The organism is Bacillus sp. HU-1818, assembly GCF_022695965.1.
In the GTDB taxonomy this organism is placed as follows: Bacteria; Bacillota; Bacilli; order Bacillales; family Bacillaceae; genus Bacillus; species Bacillus atrophaeus.
Window position 1 is genome coordinate 792,744 of the sequence record NZ_JAAPBE010000003.1, and the last position, 19,316, is coordinate 812,059.

Here is a 19,316-nt window from a genome sequence, read left to right on the forward strand (position 1 = left end):
GGAAAGGAGACAGATATGAAGGTTTATGAAGCAAAGTCATTAATCTCTGCTGCAGATAAACGAACCAAGGAATATAAACAACTCAGAGAACAATTTGTTAATCTAAGAAATGCTTTGAAAGGTGTCGCTGATCTCGATGACAGTGAATTCTCTGGTAAAGGTGCTGACAATATTAAAGCATTTTACCATGACCATGTAGGTGTCACTGATCAATGGCTGGATATCATCGACATGAAAATTGCTTTCCTCACGAGTATTTCAGGAAAAGCAGCAGACGCAGAGTTGTCGGATGCTTACGTGGAAGAATCCTTTTTAGAGCATGAACTATCCAATGCTTATAGCAAATCAAAGTCAATCATGGAGGAACAACAAAAGGAAATAAAGAGTATCCTTAACGAAATTGATGATTTGGTCTCACTTGATGTATTTTCAACAGACGCGGTTGATGACGACCTAGAGTCGTCAGATAAGAAACGAAAAGACACTGTACATAAGGTAAATGAACTGGACGAAGCTTTAAAAACAGAATACGCTCAAACAGAACCAAACGAACAATTTATCCAGGCAGACTTCAACAAGCTACAAGATGCCACAGGAAAAGGAAAAAATGCAACACCAATTCATTACAATGCAAAGGCCTATCGAGAAAGTGACATACATAAGAAAAAGGGGGATATAGAGAGGCATTCTGAATCTTATTTGAGCATTAAAAAAGAAGAAGCAAAAGAACGGAAACTCAAAGATTTAAAGAAACAGCTTGTGAATATATCTGATCCAGACGAGTATTTGAAAATTGCTAAGAAGATTGGCTATGAAAACCTTGAGCCTGCCCAGCAGCAGTATGTCATGCAACTTGAACAAGCGAGACAAATTGAAGAGGCTGGAGAGACTATATGGGAAGTAATTAAAGGTGCTGGTGTTGGGGTTTATGATGTCGGTAAAGATACTGTAACTGGTTTGTGGGATCTCGTTACTAAGCCTGATGAGGTCATTGAAGGGATTGTAGGAGCAGTTTTTCATCCAGTTGACACGTATAATGCTATATCGACTGCAATTGAGGAGTCTTATCAAAAAGATATGGTTAATGGAGATGCATACTCCAGAGCAAGATGGGTTACATATGCATTAGGCACAACTGTCACTGCCGTTGTTGGGACAAAAGGTGCAGGTGCCATCACAAAAGCAGATGTAGCTGGAAAAGTGACAACACAAGTCAGCAAAGCAGGGCAAAAACTTAAAAATGTATCACTCCCAGATTTATTACCTTATAATCCTCGGTATGATGTTGTTCCGGCTGGAGGAGTTCCTTATAATGTAGTTAACGGAGTTAAGGCGAAAGACGACTTGTTGAATCTTGCAAAAAGGTTGCCCGATGAGAGCAGAAAGCCATTTACTGGCCAGAAAATAAATGTTCCTTGGTTAAATAAAGAAAAGTATGAGGCATATGAGGTTAAGGGCAAGGTAAAAGCAAAAGGAAATATCAAAGATGTGAGCCGAAGAGTCTATACAATGAAAGATATTGATATTAATCAAAAAGATCGTAAAGGTCGAACAAATCTTGAGTTAATGAAGGATGGGAAGGCACCTTTAGCTAAAGACGGTACAAAAATAAACTTACATCATTTAATTCAAGAAGAACCTGGTCCAATGCTTGAAATCCCAAACAGTCTACACACAAAATATAGTGAGGTCATACATAAACTTAAAACCAATGGAGAGAGTTTTAGAAATGATCCAGAATTGAATGTTCAATATGAATATTTTAGAGCGAGATATTGGAAATGGAGAGCCACTCAATATACAGAGTAAGAGAGGTTGGTAAAAATGGAACTATACAATCAAGTGAAACAGTTCTTAGATGAGAATGCAAAGGATAAAGATTTCACAGGAGGTATTGAAGAGGACAAAATTTCTAAAATAGAACAAGATCTTCAAGTCAGACTCCCAGAGAGCTATAAATGGTTTTTGCGAAAATATGGTTCAGGTGGAGTTTATGGTATTGATATTCTAGGCTATGATTTTGGTGGCCCTTCAGTTGTTGAATTTACCAATGAGTATCAAGAACACTACAAGTTAACCGAAGGACTTGTAGTGATAGAAGATGTTGATTACTTTGCATATTGTCTAGATACCAATAAGATGAAAAATGGGGAATGTCCTGTATTTACGTGGGATAGAGTAATCGGATATCAAGAAGTTGTTGCTGATAATTTTATTGAGTTTTTCTTTGATAAACTCCAACGAATGAAAGACAACTGGGAAGAGGATGAAGACTGGGACGATTAAGCAAAAGTATTCTATTGAAATATTGCAGAATTAAGCGTGCCCAAAGCAATTAAAATATGATTTCATAAGTATCTGAGAGTTCTTGAATTTCAGTGTAATGCATTACATGGAAAATGTGTACACTGTTCATTTATATGGTATAATATCTGTAAATAATGCTAGACGTTGAGTCTAGCATACGCTTAACTCTTCAATGAAATATGATTTCAAATGTATTTCTTTAAAAGAAAATGCATAAAATAAAAAAGGCCAGGGTGCTACCAACACCCTGGCATGTACAAAAGGCTGCCCTCAAGGGGCTTGCTCGATGTGGTTTCTAGGTAGACCTAACCCTTCAGGTTCTGAGGCTCAAGGGAGGTCTATTTTTTATTTATATACGTCAACAGGGCGATTATAAACGACCCAAAAGCAAGCATCAGCATTAATGCTTGAAATGTTGACATAAGCCTCACCCCCTTTCGTAGGGGATGAGCAAGGCTCCCTTGAGTGAGCAAACTTAATGTACAGGAATAATTATACAACAGACAAACTTACCTGTCGTTACAAAAACGAAATAAATTGCCAACGTGAAAAGAACTTGTTCAAATGCAGGTTCTTTTTTATTTCAAATCCTAAACAATTTATTTGGAATATTTCCAAAGCGGATTCCCCATTCGGAGTCCGTTTTATTTATATCATAACAATAAAGCTATTAGTAGGCGGACTGATTAAAAGAAATAGGGACTTTTCTAGCATGCCATTTCCAAAAAGGCTATTGCGGCATGACGAAAATTTACCGAAAAACACTTTTTATATTATTCCAAATATTTCAAATGTCTGTTATATTGTTTAATAATTCGAAACATTTTAGAAAAGAGGGGATATAAATGGGTACGATCGCACACGAGGTAGTCGCTAATACTTTGAATGAACTTCATGTAGCAATTAAGAAATGTGAGATAGATTTAGCAGAGCAACTTCTTAAGAAAGCCAAGGATTCCTTAAAGCACATGGAGGAAGACGATAAGGTTATCATATATTATCAGCTTTTAGAATCTAGATACCAAATGATGCTTTTTAAAAACAAAGGTAAGGGTCTACCTCCAAATGACTGGAAGGTGAAGAAGCGTGAGATACAAGGTTATAACATAGATTACTTGATTGATTACTATTTTTATCTCTACGAAGCCGAGTATATGTCTTATATGAAGAACTATGAGCGAGCTATCAGTTTACTTAAGATTGCTGAGAAGAAGCTTTCTAAAATTGATAGCGATATTGAAGCAGCAGAGTTTTACATGAAAACTGCTTCGCTGTATGTGACTCTTCATCAAAGTGCAGTCTCGCTTGGTTATATCAATGAGGCAATCAATATATACAGTCGGCATGAAGATTACAAACGACACCTTGCAACCTCTTATGTCATTAAAGCTACGAATTATATGCATTTAGGAAAATTCAAAGAATCAGAGGAATACTTTCTTACCACTATTAAGACTGCCAAGGAACTTAAAGATGAGTTTTATGAAGCAATGCAATATCACAACATCAGTATTCTTTATTCTAATTTTGATAAATCTCAAGAATGTATAAATGCAATTAAGAAAGCTGTTAGATGCAATGAATGGCGTGAATCAGCTTACTACATTAACTCCATATATATGATCGTACGAGAAAGGTTTAAAATAGGCGACAAGGATAACGCCATGTATTATCTTAAAAAAGGGCAAGAAGAACTTAAGTTTAGATCGAATAAAATTTACGAAACCAAGATAAATATTATTTATGAACTATATAGCAAAGGGGTAGATGAAAGCATTGACAAATGCAGGGAAAAAGTACAATACTTAGAAGAGAAAGGCGACTTAGATGGAGTAAACGACCTTTCCTTGATCATCTCAAGGCATTATGAGAAGGGTGAGCATTACAGAGAGGCTTTGGAATTTGCTTATAAAGCAATCGAAGTCAAAGAGAAAATGAGGAAACTGGAGGGAATTTGATGAAGAAGTTTATCCTTGGCTCAGTCTTAGCGGTAACATTCTTTGGATTATCTTTAAGTCTTGGTACACACGCTAACAGCAGTACAGCAGCATCTGGCGATATGCAGGTCGCAGAGCTTCCGGTAGGGATCTAAGTATAAAAGTGGAGTTTGTAAAAAATGGTTCATGCTGTTGAGTAAATCTCGACAGCCTTTATTTATTTTGAAAAATAATTTGATACAATTAGTCTTAAGAATTAAACAACAGTTATAGGAATACATGTTAAAGGTAAAGCTGGACAAGAAAGCTATTCCTAAGCGAATGAATATAGAATGAGAACACAAAATGAGGCTTGGATGGCTTCATTTTTTTTGTCTAGGAAAAAAATTTTTAAAAAAACAAACGATTTTCCGCGATCTTGAGTAGAATTCAGGACTTTAGCCGATGTTTGCAGACAGATTCTTATTACATGGTTATGGCGAATAATCAGGAGTATAAAAAGCTGTTTATCCAAAAAACATGACATTTGGTCAATTTTTGCGATACAGAAGGTTCCGTAAATCATCACGTTTTTTCTGTTTTTTTGTAAATTAGTCATAAACTATCATTTGGAAATTAAGGGATTTAATGAAAGATAAGAGTGTGGTAGGGTTGCGTTAGGAGGTGGTATGTTCTTAAGAGTCTTCTAACTCAGAATGGTGCAATGGCTTTTGGTCTAATTGCTATTGAGAGAGGAGGTCAATTATTAATTTCTTTGAAGAATAGGATAAATTAATCACTAGGTTGCTTTGTTGTCTTAAACATTTAGGAAAAAATTTAAAACAGAATGAAAAGGGTTTTACAACAAAAAATAGAAGATATATAAGGAGTGTGTCTATATGAAAAAGCTGATTCTATCATTAGTGTTAGCGATTGTATCTCTTGCAGGTTTTAATATGACAACTGCGCATGCAGCATCGTTAAATTCAGCTAAAGAACTCACTAAGCAATTCGTTGCTCAACCTGATTCATGGGATACATTTAACGATGACGAGAAACAAAAGATAATAGAGTTTACTAAGGAACCATCGAAAAAAATCGAACAAAATATCCAGAATAAACTTAAAACAAAGAAAATTAAAATGGAGTCAAAAGAAGCAAGCAGTATTGTTGAAAGTTATGTTAAGACACTAAATGAAGACGATCAGTTAGCATACGTTTCTTCCTTGATTCCTGTTACATTTGAGGAAAATAAAAGCGATGCGGATTTTCAACCTCAAAAAACTGGTAGTAACTGGTTTAGATATGCCATGGTGGGGAAAAATGTTTATGGCAAAAAGCAATTTGAATTTTGGACATACAACGATTGGACTTACAATTGGGTTAAAATTTTATCAATAGCACCTAAAGAAGGACATAAGATTTACTCTGGCGGGTGGTCTTATGTAAACAAATCCGTAGAGGCACATTACGAAACCAATAAGTATGATTATTTTAGAAATATTGAAGGGCACTTCGAATTAAGAGTGGTTAACAGGTGGCAAAAAGCAACTGTACACTTAGATACAAAGATTCGTGCAAATGGAACTAAAAAGCATAGTGGAGACATTCAATGGAGTTGGACAAACTAATTTAAGGAATAATTTAAAAAGGTGTTCATAAAGTTTTATGGGCATCTTTTTTTAAAAAGGGAGGTTACAGAATAACATGTTAAGCGTTTTAATTCCTAATTTGCTCATATTAGCTGCTATAGTTCTATTTTTATATTATATGTTTAGCTTGATAAAGGAGAATAAAATTAATCGTAAACAAAACGAAGAATCTCAGCATTTGCTTAGAGAAATATTAAAAGAAATAAAAAATAAAGATTCAAAACATCAATGATAAACTAACAGATTTTAATAAGTATCATAACTATGCAATTATTAAAGATTATCGCGTTAAGATATGTAAAAAGAACTTGATTAAATCAGGTTCTTTTTTTGATAATAACTTCCACACACTTGTTTAATCACTTGTAAATTTAGTCTTTGATTGTTACTTTCCAACATTTACATCGAACGATTGTTCTGATTTATATTGAATAAAGAACGTTTGTTCTGTTAATATTAGATCAATAAAGGAGTGATTCAAATTGCTTAGAGATCGAGGGACAATCAAATGGACATCAATGATGCTCCCAGAACATTTAACACAGCTTAAACAAGACTTACTTGATGTATCAAAAATTGAAAAGCCATCATTAGATAATCAACAAATTGAGGAGATGGATATTCTCGTCTCTGAAGCAATGTCACTGAACAAAGAGTTAAAATTTCAACTGTATGAAGATGGGTATGTTAAGGAATTAATCGGAATAGTTCAGTACCTAAACTACGAACAAAAAAAGCTGCATGTGAAAGATCAGAACGACCTTAAAATTTACATCACCATGAATGACATCATAGGAGTTGCGTACAATGATTGATTACTCACAATTTCCACGTAAAAATATACTTTGTGTCGATATGAAATCCTTTTATGCTTCTGTATCGGCTGTAACAATGGGGCTTAATCCTTTAACATGTTATCTTGCTGTTGTAGGAAATACGGAGAGACAGGGAAGTGTAGTGTTAGCTGCATCTCCTGCACTTAAAAAAGATTTTGGAATCAAAACAGGGTCGAGACTATTTGAGATACCTGATGATCGAAGAATACACATTGTAAATCCACAAATGAAGCTTTTCATCAGAGTTTCGACTGAGATTACAAAACTGTTTTACAGATTTGTACCTGAGAAATGTGTTCATACGTATTCAATTGATGAATCTTTTTTAGATGCAGGAAAAGAAAATCCTGAAGAAATGGCGAAAGCAATACAAAGCAGCATGTGGAGAGAGTTCGGTCTTATGTGCACAGTAGGTATTGGTGACAACATGCTGCTAAGTAAGCTTGCTCTTGATCTTGAGAGTAAGAAAACGAAGAGTGGAATTGCTCGTTGGAAATATGAAGATGTACCAAATAAACTTTGGAAGGTTCACCCGTTGTCTAAAATGTGGGGGATAGGCGGGAGGATGGAAAGAAATCTGAACCGGATGGGGATATCAACTGTTGGGCAATTGGCTAAGTTTCCCTTAGAACTACTTGAGAAGAAGTTCGGAATAATGGGAAACCAGTTGTACTATCATGCACATGGAATCGATTTATCGGAAATAGGCGCTCCGTTGATGCAAGGTCAGATTAGTTTTGGCAAGAGCCAGATTTTACTTAGGGACTATACAAAAAGAGAAGAAATCAAAGCTGTGCTTTTGGAGATATGTGAAGAGGTTGCACGAAGAGCACGTACTCATAATAAAGTGGGGCGAACTATCAGTTTAGGAATCGGATACAGCAAAAACGAGTTTGGCGGAGGATTCCACAGATCAAAAACCATTGATAGCTCTACAAGTGTCACCATGGATATTTATAAATATTGTTTGATACTCTTTGATAAGTTTTATGAAGGGAAAACGGTGAGGAGCATCTCAGTTACTTTATCTAATATTGAAGACGATGTGAATCAGCAGTTGAGCTTATTTGAAGTGGATAACGAGAAAAGAAGGAAATTAGGCTTTGTGATGGATGGAATAAGAAGCAAATATGGATCTAAAGCAATTCTCAGAGCAGTGTCCTACACAACGGCGGGCACTGCATTACACCGAGCAGGACTTACAGGCGGTCACAAAACGTGAAACCCCTTCTTTAAAAGAAGGGGGAAGAACTTGATTCTTATTCAATGATTAAGCTGTGTGTCCTCGCCGTTCTACATGGACATCACTCTGGTGATCAGCTGCCAATTCAACACTAGCTGTTTGTCCTCTTCGAGCCTCATGCATTTCCGAGAAACTTGAAGTGATATAACTTCCTAAAAGACCAAGCAACAAAATTATTAAAATAAAAGCAGAAGTAAATTTAATACTCATAAAGACAATCCCCTCTCTGAATTTGTTTTTGGGCATAAAGCACTTTCTCATAAAAGACATTAGCCACTTTATGGTCTTCATTTTCTTTATAATACTTCGCTGCGTCAGTTGCTAAATCCTCCATATCAGGAAGCATCTCTTTATCTTCTAGATATCTTAGGATATCTTCTAATTCTTTAACCGAGTCTTCAGTAAATAATGTCTTTAAAAACCTAAACTCATTAAACAAAATTTCATCATTTAACTGTCTAGCTAATTTTAATCCACGCTCGCATAATGTTATTGCTTCCTTATCCTTCAACTTGAATTTTGTCTTTGTTAACATGAGTAAAGGGTCTAATAATCTGTTAGAATTTTCGTACCCATCTTCATAGATTTTTAATGACAGGGCAAATAAATCTACAGCTTTTTCAAAGTCATCTTTTGTATAAAAACTAAGACCTAGATTGTAAAGAGACACACCCTGTAAACGGTCAATATCAACTTTTTTTGCTTTTTCTAAAGCCCTTTTAAAATGAGGGATCGCTTTTTCAGGACATTCCATGTCCAAGTAGTTCAGACCAATTACAAATGAGCACTGAATGACTCTAACAAAGTAAGTTTCATATGCTTTATAGCTTTCGATTGCTTGAACAATGTGATGCATTGACATATGTGTCTGTTTCATATGGTAGTAAACTTCAGCGACTTTGTAGTGAAACTCTGCTCTCTCAATTTCATCAGCGACAAGCGACAGTTTCTTTTCTGCTTGCTTATAGAAGCTTATGGCTTTAATGTATTCATATTGCTCAAATTCATACATCCCACGAAAAAAGTTAAAATAATATTCAAGAATTCCTTTTAGTTTAGATTGAGTATTTTCTATTTTTTCTAATAAATCTGAAATCTTAGGACGTTCTTCATTCATTGTTTTTGGTTCAAGATAGTCCAACATTAATTGATGGCGAAAGCACATAAGGGAATAATACAATAATACATCTTGATTTTGTTCCATGTTCTCAATTTCCTTCTCGACCTCTGATTTTAAGATTTCTGAATCGGGAACACTAAACATTCTAATATACTTGTACCATTCATTAATTTTGACTCCCACTTTAGATGATGAAATCACCTGTTTCAATATTAAGTCCTCCATCCCAAAACACTAATTTCTATATATGTAATATTTTATCATATTATCGGTGTTTATGAAGATTAACGTTTCTTAAAATCGAAAAAAAAATCCCCAACTCAATTAAGAGAAGGGGATAATATTGCTAATTGGTTGCTTTTAATGAAGAAAGCCATTCATCTAATGTTCCTGTGAATCCTTGTTGCACAGCTAATTCATATGCGGATAGACCGTCCTTACCAGCTACACCTGTAGCGCCTTTAGCCCCCGTAGCACCGGTGGCTCCAGGATCGCCTTTATCTCCTTTGTCACCTGTTGCTCCTGTACTTCCTTTTGCGCCTTTCAGAGAAGTTAACCATTCTTCAACAGTTCCAGAAAATCCATTGTCGACTGCAATGTCATAAGCGGATTTACCGGTTACAACTGAAATATTAACCATTGGATTGAAAAAGCCCATATTAATACGCTCCCATATAGTTATAAGTAATGTCTGGTTCAAAAATTTTGAAGCTCATGATCGGCTGGTCTTTGATATCCATTTGGAATCCTTGTCCAGCTCTTAAATAGATTGGGCTGCCGCCATTTATGGAAACATGGCACTCTTGCTCATTTGAAAAGCTGAATTTATAAAGGGAGTATTTCATTGTCCAATTTGAAGGTGGGGAAGGGATTACTTCGTGGTTTGATGTTGATGTTTCAATACTCGGACTACCAATGTAGCCAGAACCAAATCGTAAGCTCATTTGGACATTCCTTTCTAATCTTTAATTATTCTTTAGGGGATTTGTAGTCCAATGCCTGGTCACTATCGCTGACACCTTTGGTAGTTGGGTCTACAACAATTCCTAAAGCAACAAGTAGAGATAAAACAGCATTAAATTTTACTGTCAATCCTTCACTGATACCTGTAATGTCATATCCAAATGCACTTGCAATTTGTTGTGCAAATAAAACAGTAGCTGAAAAAATGGCCACTAAAAAAGTTTTCTTTTGAAGTCTTACTTTCCAGTTTATTTTGTTCATTCGCTTTGTCTCCTTAAAGTATTATTTTAGACCAAAATGTATAAGTAGCCATGCTCCAATGATTGTTGCAATGACACTAGGCAACACTTTGTAAATGAGATCCTTTGTAAACTGCGAAGGATCAATTTTACGTGTGGAATCAGATCGTTCTAAGATTTCTACTCGGTTATCTAGTTTTTCATAAGACTTGCTTAGGTTTCTCAAGCTGTTGTTCATTTCAGTAAGCGTAGTAAATTGTTCTCTAGACTGAACTTGTGCATCTTTATTGATTTCAACCTGCTGTTCGACTAAGGTAGCAATGCGATTAATAACATTTGTCTTTTCTTCTAGAGAGTTAAGCTTACCGTCATGTTGATTAGTTTTTTCCTCTAATACACTTAAACGTGATATAGTTTCTTGTTGAAAATTGTCCATTTGACACCAACCTCTAAATTAAAAATAAGAGGGTGACGATTAGTTCATCACCTCCCTAAAATAAAAAGGATATTCATTGATATAGGTTGATCACCAAATATCCTCAAAGATATTTAAATATATAGTTAGATTTTCTTTCCGTATTGTCCTGAGATGTAGCCGCGTTTGCCTTTGTAGATGACTTCCCAGTAACCTTTGGAGTTATTTGAACCTTTAACTGACCCAGAAATACTAATTGTGTCACCGAGCTTTACTGTGCCAAGGTTCTTCGCTTTATTGCGATCAGGTTTGTCCATTACGATAGCAGAGCTTGATACGCCAATAATTTTGATTTTCCCTACAGATTTAATTCCGCTGTTGGACTTGGCAGAGGACTTTGCAGGTGCGGAGGTTTTAACATTGCCTGAAACAGTTACATACTCATCTGCAGCAGTGATGTAATAAGTGGCTCCCTTAGAATTCTTAACTTTGTATTGATACGCAGATCCAACTTTAACTTTCTCAACAACAGTAGGGAATCCGATCCCTTTATTTACTGTGCCGACAACATCTTTATCTTCCCATGATGGTTTTGAGTAGAATCGGAGTTTATCAACCTTTGATTTAAGGGAACCACTTGCGGCAGATGTTTTAGAAGTTTCTTTAGCTGTTGTCTTTGATGGAGTAGAGGAAGAGGCTTCGCTAATTCCTTTTTTAAAAGAATCCCAACGATCAAGTAATTTACGAGGGCAGTATTTACCAGACCAATGCTGATGAGGAACAACATTAGCAAATGAAATTCCTTGTTCTTTCATCAGCTTTTTGATTAGCCACTGAGCATTGCTTACGGCTTTTTCAAAATCTCCATCGCTATTCTCACAGATTTCAATTCCAATTGATTTCCGGTTACCTGTTCCGTTACCGTCACCAGCGTGCCAGCCGTTTTCATTTAGCGGAAGATGCTGATAAATTTCTTTCTCATCCACTGTGAAGTGCCAACTTGTAGCTGTATTAGGATTTTTCTCATAGCGCGCGTGCATTTTTGCATTAGCCCTGGCTGCTGTATTGGCTGTGTTATGAACTGTAATGTATGTCGGATTCATTGAGTATCCAGGTCTATTGTTGTTTCCTTTAGGGATAATATCTTGAGTAATTTGTGTCATATTAAACATCTCTCCTAAAAATTAAATTTGAGCACAAAAAAGAGAGAAGGGAATTAAATCCAATCTCTCATTTAGAACTTTCGATAATCAATTTAAAATTATTAAAAAACTCATTGCTGTTAAAATAGATGCCGTAGTATAATTTTACCATCATACAATGGAGGTAAGGGAATGGACTTTTTACGAGTTGAGGTTGAGCGGAGGCGGATGACTCCTAAACGGTGGATTCCTCGTTTATTTATGTTTGCTGTCGGTTCAATGCTTTTTTTGATTAGTTTCATCTTAATTATTTCTATTATTGGTATCTTACCAGGATTAGGCTTAGGTTCACTCAGCGTATTTCTTATCTTTGGAGCCTTTTTTGGAGGAGAGCGTCTTGAGTGTCCAAGGTGTGAATTTAAAAACAACTTTGTTATGTACGGAAAACACAATGTAACTTGTCGTAAATGCAAGCAGAACATAGCGGTAGATTGGAAGAGGCCTCGTTCTTAGCGGATGAGGCTTTTATTTTATACACAATGAAAAACTTAATCTCATGTATGTTCTTGTTTACTCTGTTTTTCAACTATGTATTTTGAATAAAATCTATATTTTAACTAGAAGTTAACCACCTCCTTAAATAATAGAGGGTATCTACATCATTGGTGCAACAAGGCACACGGCGACACCGAATCCACGTTCTTTTGTATAAGGAGTAGTTACCTTCATGACTGGATAACCTGAACCATCAGTGGATTTTGAACCTTTACCTGCTTTAGGAATAATTCGATCACCATTTTGAACTGTTTCATCAACTCTTACATAAATCTGTCCAAACATACCTACGATATTCCATTCTGGTCGTTCGGATCTTGGCACGTATTCTTCGTTAGGATTAAATTCAGGATTTTCCTTAGGCAAGCGTCTAGTTTCAGTTACTTGTGCTCCTTCTGAATTAATAAACGTTACATCAACATCTTCATATATTAATCCGCCAAACTCATTTCTTAAATATTTACCTTGCCAATTGAATAGGGACTCGCCAAGAACAACACCTGCTGTTTCAGAAATAACACCTAAAACTTTGTCACCTAAATTAGCTTTTCTGATTTTGTCTCCTTCTAAAGTAACCATATATCCAGTAGCAATAGCTCTACCATCAGCAGATTCGAAGTACTCTGCATAGTCGGCGAAAGTGGAAGCGCCTTTAACTTGTCCAGTTAGAGTGATATTCCCGTCTTTTGCATGGAGCTGGATTTTAGTATTAGCCGTGGAAGGAGTAGAACTGGTTCCGTATCCAAGTGCTACAGTGTAACCTGTTTTATTTACAACGCCTTGGGAAGCAAGCACAGCTCGTGATGAACCAGTTCCTTCTATTCTTGAGTTATTTGATGCTCCAATTAAAGAGCGACTTCCTTCAGAGGTTGTCTTTGACCCACCGGAAGATGCAATAACAGCATTACGTGGGCCTTCTGCTTTGGAACCACCAGTTGTAGCAATGACAGCAGAAGCATCACCAGTTGCTTGTCCGCCACCTGATGATGCCATTACAACACTAGTTTTTGTTTTAGCATAGCCAGAAGTCGTTGCAATCCTCGTTCCACCTTTGAAATTATTCGGAATAAACGAGTAGGTTTTTCCGGCAATCTTACTGGGAGTAGAGTATTTTTCGCTCATAACAGAATTTATATTAACTTGTGAATTTGTGCAATATACGCCGACAGAGCCAGTTTTACTTGTCCCGATTAGATTTGCATTGTTGATGTTCACTGATCCAACTTTACTTCCTACAGCAATACCGACTAAAGCAGATTCATTGATTGTGATATTTGAGATATTTACATTGTCGGACTTTTGAGATCCACCGATAACATAAATATCGTTTCCAGCTGTGCTAAATCCAGAAACGGATATATTGTTTAAGTTGATATTTCTGCTCTTATATTGCAATGCAATAACAGTATTATTTTTATAATCGTAGGAAGGATCACCAATGGCCGTGAAGTTTGAGATGTTTACATTTCTATAGGCGGATACTACGAGCGCACGGGGATTTAAACCAGTATAGAGGTTACTGAAGATTGGATGTTTTGCAGTACAATTAACTGCGTTGATATTGTAAGCACTTGTTGAAATCGGTTCAGAAGCAAGGTGGAAACCTATATGCCTAAAATCAAATGCTCTAATATCATTTTCAGAGTAGCAGTTGATTAAATTAACGTTTCTTGCTGCAGGTGCTCGATTATGTGCTTTAACCTCAAATCCTCTACAGTTTTTGTAACTGTAGCAGTTAACAAGCCATACATTTTTAGACCCATCATCAATTTCAAATCCATTGGAGTTCTGAGAACCATCGGGGTGAGCTGAACCATTCCCTTCATAAGCATAGCAATTTGTAATGAAAATATATTCAGAGTAATGGGTTGTAAAACCGTCATCTCCATAGTTGGTTGCAGTGCAGTTTTCAATCCATACATACTTACTTCCATTTGGTTGATAATAATCAGCACCGTCAGAAGATGAGTTCCAAGTAGGGGAGCTTACATCAAAACCATGAACACCTGGGTTACGAGCATTGACGTTTCTAACACGAACAAATTTAGAGTTAACAATGCCTACACAGTTTGCATTTGTTCCGTTTGTAATTGTGTTATCTTTTTTGTCTAAATTCCAATCGAGATCTAAGTCTTCAATTAAGATATATTCGTTTCCGTTTGTGTAGTCACTATTGGTTAACACGCAAGCTGTTCCGGCAGCAGATGGATGAAGCTTAATAATAGACCCTGATCCAATACCATAAAGTCTGACATAAGAGGGGATTTGCAATCCTTGAACCATGTAAATACCTGCAGGAACAAAAACTTCTCGTTTTCCACTTGCAAAAGCGGCTTTAAAAGCTTCGGTGTCATCAGTAATTCCGTCACCCTTAGCTCCAAAATCCTGGACATTAACACTTCGTCTGATAAATTCATTTAAGACTTTATCGACAATTGTTGCACCAGATGCAGGGATTTTTGAAATGTCTCCAATAGTGTTTGTAATATCTGTTAAACCAGTATCGACTGTGCTTATTACGTTTTTAATATCCTTAGAAGCTTTATCAAAGGCCTCTTGAATATCGTCTGCAGTATATCTAATATTATTTGATTTTAACCCTATAGAATCAATAGGTATCCATTGCTCTGTTTCTTCGTCCATATAACCCATTGTGTTTACGGGAATTAATTTGTCGTTCAATATATACTCCTCCTTATCCTTTTCTAATCCAAACCATACTTCCATCAGGGGGATCTACAGAAGGTTTTATCCTCATCTTTTTGGGAGCATTATTCGTTCTCAACCATACTGACCTGATGTTGTACGGCTCTACATAGCTAGAAACAATGTTGAAACCATCATATTTATCTGAGACGCTAATATTTATCCAGTCGAAACCATCCCATCGATATTCAATACCTGTTTCTTTTACAGTGACAGTCCAACCAATTTGAGGGGAAGGATAAGTGTTTAATAAATCCTGATAGGTGTATACAAAGGGCAAGTAAATCTTTCTTGTATTCTCAACTACATAATCATAATCTGATGTTGCTTGTCTGCACCAATTTGTTATTTCAATACATCGTTTGGTGACACGTTCACATTCAGCTATCCGTTCGTTCATTCTTATAATGGCATCCTCAGCTTCGTCAACTAAGCCTTGAAGTGTCTCGATGACCATATTCCCTTGTCGTTTAATCCATATACGAGAAGCAGGGAAGAAGGAAGCACCTTCACCTTGATATGTAAGAGTTAGCGATTTGCCCTCATTTGTGGCATTAAAAAAGACAACTCCCATAAGGTAGTCAACCTTAAAGTAATTGTCCTGTAATTCACCGTCTTCGATTTCTCGCCACTCTTTGTTATCACCGTTTACTTCAATCCGATACTCTCGATTAGGAACTTCAGTTAATAAAACACGCCCATTGTATACTGTCAGCGTCTCATTGTAAGTTAAATAGGGATCATCAATTGAACCTTTTCTTTTTTGGGAAAGAGTAGCGTCATTATAAAGTTTAGGAAAATCAGCCAGTTTGATCACCTCCGTTTGTTTGTTGGTATGCCTCCCATATATATTTGACATTTAATTTGTTGCCTCTACAGTTGACATCAGATCCTGTAATAAATGAGCTAGTGGACAAAGAACCGTATGTTAAATCTCCTCCTATCAGAGAAAGCCCAACATTCGTGACTTGGTATGTAAAACCACCTGCGGAATTTTCAATAATAAGTTGCGAATCGTTAGTGGATACAGGGGATATCTTTACAAGGCTCGGAGTAAAAGGGAGGGGGAATTGTTTGCCTGGTGTGCCATCACCAATATAAGTTCCTTTAGTAAACTTCGAAATTGAAGATGTTAAAGCATACTCTTCTGCGGTTTTACCACCTAGCATCTCAGCATTTCCATCAATTGAACCAGAAATTACACCTGACTCGTTGCGAACCGGGATTGAATTTGGAGATGAAAGGGTCGAAGCTGAATAACCATTTAAAGACTCTGCTGTGCCTGCAGAAGATACGATCCATTTTTCGCCATCATAAAGTTCCTGCTTATTTGTTTTAGGATCAATCCATATTGTTCCGGCTTCTGGGGACTCAGGTTTTGTTTCTGAGGAAATGGTGTAAAGATCATTTACCTTGCCACTTAGATTGCCTTTTACTTCAATAGAAGAAGAGGGGAGGTATGGATTTTCAGAAGGATGCTGCAGTTGGATTATGTCAGAGAGTATCCGTCCGCTGCTTTCAATAGAAGTTTCTACTGTGCGATATGCTTGTACTCCAAATGTATAATATTTATTTGACACTTGACCTGTAAGTGTAACAATTCGCTTATCAAAGCTAACCGATAAATATTGCTCGGCTGACATCTTTGATCCGAATAGGTAGGTATCTGACGATGTATCTGAATAACAATGAACAAGAAATCCATCAATATTGTATTTATCCTCTTCAGAAGTAGGAAACTCCCACTCAATGGAGATATCCACAGTTCCGTTATCGTTGACAACATGGGTTATTGCAGTGCCGTCATTGCGAATAGTTGGATTTGCGACAGGAGATGAGATACGGTCATTCCGTGCATTGTAATTGGTCAGTAGGGTATCATAATCAATCTTTTTCTTGTTGAATTCAGTTGATGCCTTCTTAGCAGTATACAATGAGCGTGCAAAGTCTTGTTCTAATGTACTGGCTCTTTTTCCATTCGAAAGTGTAGCCTGAATACTTTGCTGTTCAAAATCAAAATTCATTCCTGTAAGTGTTGCTTTGACATCAGTTCTAAAACTGTCATTAATTAATCTGATTATATCTCCCAGGTAAATTCTATCCCAGAATTCTTTTTCTTCGTTGACAGTAAACAGGTTTACAATGTTTGTTCTAATATCCACTGGGGGGGAGTTTATCTCACCAAGTTCCTTTAGTCCTTTTTCATACAACTCTGTTTCATCAAAAATATTGTCATTAGTCCAATCATCTTCATGGATAAAATAAGATAACTTCTTCATAAGTTCTTCACCAATAAACTTATCCATAGACAAACGATCTTTTAACGCTGCTATTTCTTCAGTTATCCTAGATATTTGAGTTACAATTGCAGATATTTCAGCTTTCTTTGATGTAACTTCTAATTGTTTTGCGTCTCTTTGTTTAATAAGGTCTTTTGTGTCGTCTCCAGCTTTTTTTGCCACAGTTATCTTATCTAGAATCTGTTGCAGTTCTATCTTTTCAAGAGTAAAGAGAGCATTTTCTTGGGTTGTTTTAGATGCTTCCAGATCTTTTTTCTGATTTAAAAGAAGATAAAATGAAGACCCTTCTTTATTAATAAGCTCATTGTAATCTAAAATTGCATGACATAAATCATCATCCATGTAATCACTGTGCTTAATTACATTTCTTTTTTCATCACGTTCAAAAGGATATAGGAAGTAAGAAAAATCATCTAAATAACTCTGTCCAGTGGGATTTACTGAATTAATTACAATGCCATCTTTACCTGCAATGTTTAACCGTGTTACCACTTCATCGATATCCACGGTGTCTTCCATGTCAATCATAAATCGTTCAGGGGAGAATTCGACACCTTTGTACTTGGAGACAGCTTCTTTTTTATAAAAAGAAACCGTGTTATTCACTGTATCGAATACTGGGACAGCCTCAAATGTTTCCCAAATTGTTTTTAAAAATTCGTATCGTGTTGAAGTAACATCAAATGAACGCCGTTTTTCGTTGAATGAGGGATCAATATACCCTACAGTAAAACAAGTACCCTTGAGGCAATCAGTAGCAGCTTCCAAAAGGTTTTTTGAAATACCTTCATAAGATTTTATTTTGTTTTTATGAAGAATATAAGGGAGTCCCTGAGCTCTTACTTGTATTATTTGATCTTCGTTCTCTGACTTTGTTAATCCGGTTATTACAAACCATTCAACTCTGTTTAAAAATTCTGCTTTAATGAGGTACCAGTCTCGTATTAGTTGTGCCACATGGTTGGGCTTCATCTGAAAATTGTATCTCGCTTTAAGCGGAATATTAAAAGAAAGGTCATTCAATTCCGTAAAGTTTAGATTAAGAGATGCGTTTGAAAAATCTACAATATTAGCGATTTTCTTTTTATTTGGTTTTGCTAAAGAAAGGATGATTTCACCAGGTTTCAACTCTTTTATCAAGATACATCCTCCTACAAATATTTGTATCTGTATATTAAACGAATATGGCATTCCCCAGTTATTTTAATTCTGTTTTTTCCTCTTGTTAAAATAACATACTGCTCATTTACATGATCGTAGCATTCATATCCAGTAACACTTGAAGTGATTAACCTTTTATTTGCATTAACATTCATAATTTCCTGATGTTTAATCGCTGTAAATTTTAAAGGTTCTTTATATGCCGTTAGGTTTTCAATTGTAATGTCTCCATCACCTATTTTTTTAAATTCAAGAGATAGTGGAATGTCCAAATCACCTATATTATCAATTTCAATATTTTTAGTACCTGACGATACATCATGCCAATGTGTAGTTATTTCTCGTCCATATTTATAAGGGAATACCTTCATTGTAAGTTTCACATAACCGTCATTGGAACAGTTGTGTACTAAATCTGTTGCGTTTACTGGCAAAGCAAAATAAATAATATCTAAATTGCTACTAAATGCAAGTGGCTTGTAATCTTCTACATTTAGCCAACGTGCAACTCTTCGAATAGTTTCCTCATCTAAATGATCTTCTATGTAAAAGTTTAAAGGGATTTCATACGGCTCACGTTTGACACTGTCTACATATGGCTCAGAAGCTGATCGTGTATATGTTTCATTTACTGTTCTATTCGCAATAAATGTCTCTTCTAGTAGACTGCCCTCTGTATTTACATTCACTGCCCCAATTTCATAAGAGGGGATATCATCGAACATAAAATATTGACTTTCTCTAATCATAAAATTCCACCC

Annotated in this window: 21 protein-coding genes; 9 read left to right on the forward strand and 12 right to left on the reverse strand. The window is 36.0% G+C overall.

From position 1 onward, the window contains the following. The first annotated feature begins 15 nt into the window (after positions 1 to 15). Entirely contained in the window at positions 16 to 1,809 is a 1,794-nt protein-coding gene (locus GXP75_RS14725) for a T7SS effector LXG polymorphic toxin (RefSeq protein WP_242557093.1), read from the forward strand. A 15-nt stretch (positions 1,810 to 1,824) separates the two neighbouring features. Next, positions 1,825 to 2,286: an SMI1/KNR4 family protein gene (locus tag GXP75_RS14730; protein WP_242557094.1), complete on the forward strand. Its 462-nt coding sequence runs from the start codon at positions 1,825 to 1,827 to the stop codon at positions 2,284 to 2,286. Between the two features lie 359 nt (positions 2,287 to 2,645). Here the strand turns inward: GXP75_RS14730 and GXP75_RS14735 are convergent, their stop codons facing one another. Continuing rightward, positions 2,646 to 2,729, reverse strand: coding sequence for a putative holin-like toxin (locus tag GXP75_RS14735; RefSeq protein ID WP_082786706.1), 84 nt, complete (start codon positions 2,727 to 2,729; stop codon positions 2,646 to 2,648). A gap of 423 nt (positions 2,730 to 3,152) precedes the next feature. Here GXP75_RS14735 and GXP75_RS14740 point away from each other — a divergent pair, with 423 nt between their 5' ends. The 6 genes from GXP75_RS14740 to GXP75_RS14760 all read left to right on the forward strand — a co-directional run bounded on the left by GXP75_RS14740 (position 3,153) and on the right by GXP75_RS14760 (position 7,933). After that, positions 3,153 to 4,265 (forward strand): response regulator aspartate phosphatase, encoded by a 1,113-nt coding sequence (locus GXP75_RS14740; protein WP_242557095.1) that lies wholly within the window; start codon positions 3,153 to 3,155, stop codon positions 4,263 to 4,265. Continuing rightward, positions 4,265 to 4,399, forward strand: coding sequence for a hypothetical protein (locus GXP75_RS21440; protein WP_277814516.1), 135 nt, complete (start codon positions 4,265 to 4,267; stop codon positions 4,397 to 4,399). The genes GXP75_RS14740 and GXP75_RS21440 overlap by 1 nt, the downstream gene beginning before the upstream one ends. Before the next feature lie 723 nt (positions 4,400 to 5,122). Then, the gene (locus GXP75_RS14745; protein ID WP_242557096.1) at positions 5,123 to 5,854 is read left to right on the forward strand and encodes a hypothetical protein; all 732 of its coding nucleotides are present in this window, start codon (positions 5,123 to 5,125) and stop codon (positions 5,852 to 5,854) included. 76 nt (positions 5,855 to 5,930) lie between these two features. Further along, a complete protein-coding gene (locus GXP75_RS14750; RefSeq protein WP_242557097.1) occupies positions 5,931 to 6,107 on the forward strand; it encodes a hypothetical protein in 177 nt (58 codons plus the stop codon). 250 nt (positions 6,108 to 6,357) lie between these two features. Next, on the forward strand, positions 6,358 to 6,690 hold the full coding sequence (locus GXP75_RS14755) for a YolD-like family protein (RefSeq protein ID WP_242557098.1): 333 nt from the start codon (positions 6,358 to 6,360) through the stop codon (positions 6,688 to 6,690). Further along, positions 6,683 to 7,933: a Y-family DNA polymerase gene (locus GXP75_RS14760; protein ID WP_242557099.1), complete on the forward strand. Its 1,251-nt coding sequence runs from the start codon at positions 6,683 to 6,685 to the stop codon at positions 7,931 to 7,933. Before GXP75_RS14755 ends, GXP75_RS14760 begins: the two co-directional genes overlap by 8 nt. A gap of 48 nt (positions 7,934 to 7,981) precedes the next feature. Here the strand turns inward: GXP75_RS14760 and GXP75_RS14765 are convergent, their stop codons facing one another. From GXP75_RS14765 to GXP75_RS14795, 7 genes are all read right to left on the reverse strand, one after another. After that, the gene (locus tag GXP75_RS14765; RefSeq protein WP_242557100.1) at positions 7,982 to 8,164 is read right to left on the reverse strand and encodes a hypothetical protein; all 183 of its coding nucleotides are present in this window, start codon (positions 8,162 to 8,164) and stop codon (positions 7,982 to 7,984) included. Beyond that, on the reverse strand, positions 8,154 to 9,284 hold the full coding sequence (locus tag GXP75_RS14770; protein ID WP_242557101.1) for a response regulator aspartate phosphatase: 1,131 nt from the start codon (positions 9,282 to 9,284) through the stop codon (positions 8,154 to 8,156). Before GXP75_RS14770 ends, GXP75_RS14765 begins: the two co-directional genes overlap by 11 nt. A 136-nt stretch (positions 9,285 to 9,420) precedes the next feature. Next, positions 9,421 to 9,732 (reverse strand): collagen-like protein, encoded by a 312-nt coding sequence (locus tag GXP75_RS14775; RefSeq protein ID WP_242557170.1) that lies wholly within the window; start codon positions 9,730 to 9,732, stop codon positions 9,421 to 9,423. 1 nt (position 9,733) lies between these two features. After that, positions 9,734 to 10,018 (reverse strand): hypothetical protein, encoded by a 285-nt coding sequence (locus tag GXP75_RS14780; protein WP_242557102.1) that lies wholly within the window; start codon positions 10,016 to 10,018, stop codon positions 9,734 to 9,736. A gap of 25 nt (positions 10,019 to 10,043) precedes the next feature. Beyond that, positions 10,044 to 10,298, reverse strand: a complete 255-nt coding sequence (locus GXP75_RS14785) for a phage holin (RefSeq protein ID WP_242557103.1) — start codon at positions 10,296 to 10,298, stop codon at positions 10,044 to 10,046. 21 nt (positions 10,299 to 10,319) lie between these two features. Beyond that, complete coding sequence (locus tag GXP75_RS14790; RefSeq protein WP_106361243.1) at positions 10,320 to 10,712, reverse strand: hypothetical protein; 393 nt, start codon at positions 10,710 to 10,712, stop codon at positions 10,320 to 10,322. Between the two features lie 125 nt (positions 10,713 to 10,837). Beyond that, positions 10,838 to 11,854, reverse strand: a complete 1,017-nt coding sequence (locus tag GXP75_RS14795) for an N-acetylmuramoyl-L-alanine amidase (RefSeq protein WP_242557104.1) — start codon at positions 11,852 to 11,854, stop codon at positions 10,838 to 10,840. A 171-nt stretch (positions 11,855 to 12,025) separates the two neighbouring features. On the opposite strand from GXP75_RS14795, the gene GXP75_RS14800 reads away from it, so the two are divergent. After that, positions 12,026 to 12,346, forward strand: a complete 321-nt coding sequence (locus tag GXP75_RS14800; RefSeq protein ID WP_242557105.1) for a hypothetical protein — start codon at positions 12,026 to 12,028, stop codon at positions 12,344 to 12,346. Between the two features lie 141 nt (positions 12,347 to 12,487). On the opposite strand, the gene GXP75_RS14805 is transcribed toward GXP75_RS14800, so the two are convergent. The 4 genes from GXP75_RS14805 to GXP75_RS14820 are packed head-to-tail and all read right to left on the reverse strand — an operon-like array spanning position 12,488 to position 19,304. Beyond that, positions 12,488 to 15,070 (reverse strand): peptidase G2 autoproteolytic cleavage domain-containing protein, encoded by a 2,583-nt coding sequence (locus GXP75_RS14805; protein WP_242557106.1) that lies wholly within the window; start codon positions 15,068 to 15,070, stop codon positions 12,488 to 12,490. 13 nt (positions 15,071 to 15,083) lie between these two features. Continuing rightward, positions 15,084 to 15,902 (reverse strand): hypothetical protein, encoded by an 819-nt coding sequence (locus tag GXP75_RS14810; RefSeq protein ID WP_242557167.1) that lies wholly within the window; start codon positions 15,900 to 15,902, stop codon positions 15,084 to 15,086. Beyond that, entirely contained in the window at positions 15,895 to 18,585 is a 2,691-nt protein-coding gene (locus GXP75_RS14815; protein ID WP_396022471.1) for a DUF7359 domain-containing protein, read from the reverse strand. The genes GXP75_RS14810 and GXP75_RS14815 overlap by 8 nt, the downstream gene beginning before the upstream one ends. Then, complete coding sequence (locus tag GXP75_RS14820; RefSeq protein ID WP_242557108.1) at positions 18,546 to 19,304, reverse strand: phage tail domain-containing protein; 759 nt, start codon at positions 19,302 to 19,304, stop codon at positions 18,546 to 18,548. The genes GXP75_RS14815 and GXP75_RS14820 overlap by 40 nt, the downstream gene beginning before the upstream one ends. Positions 19,305 to 19,316: the final 12 nt, after the last annotated feature.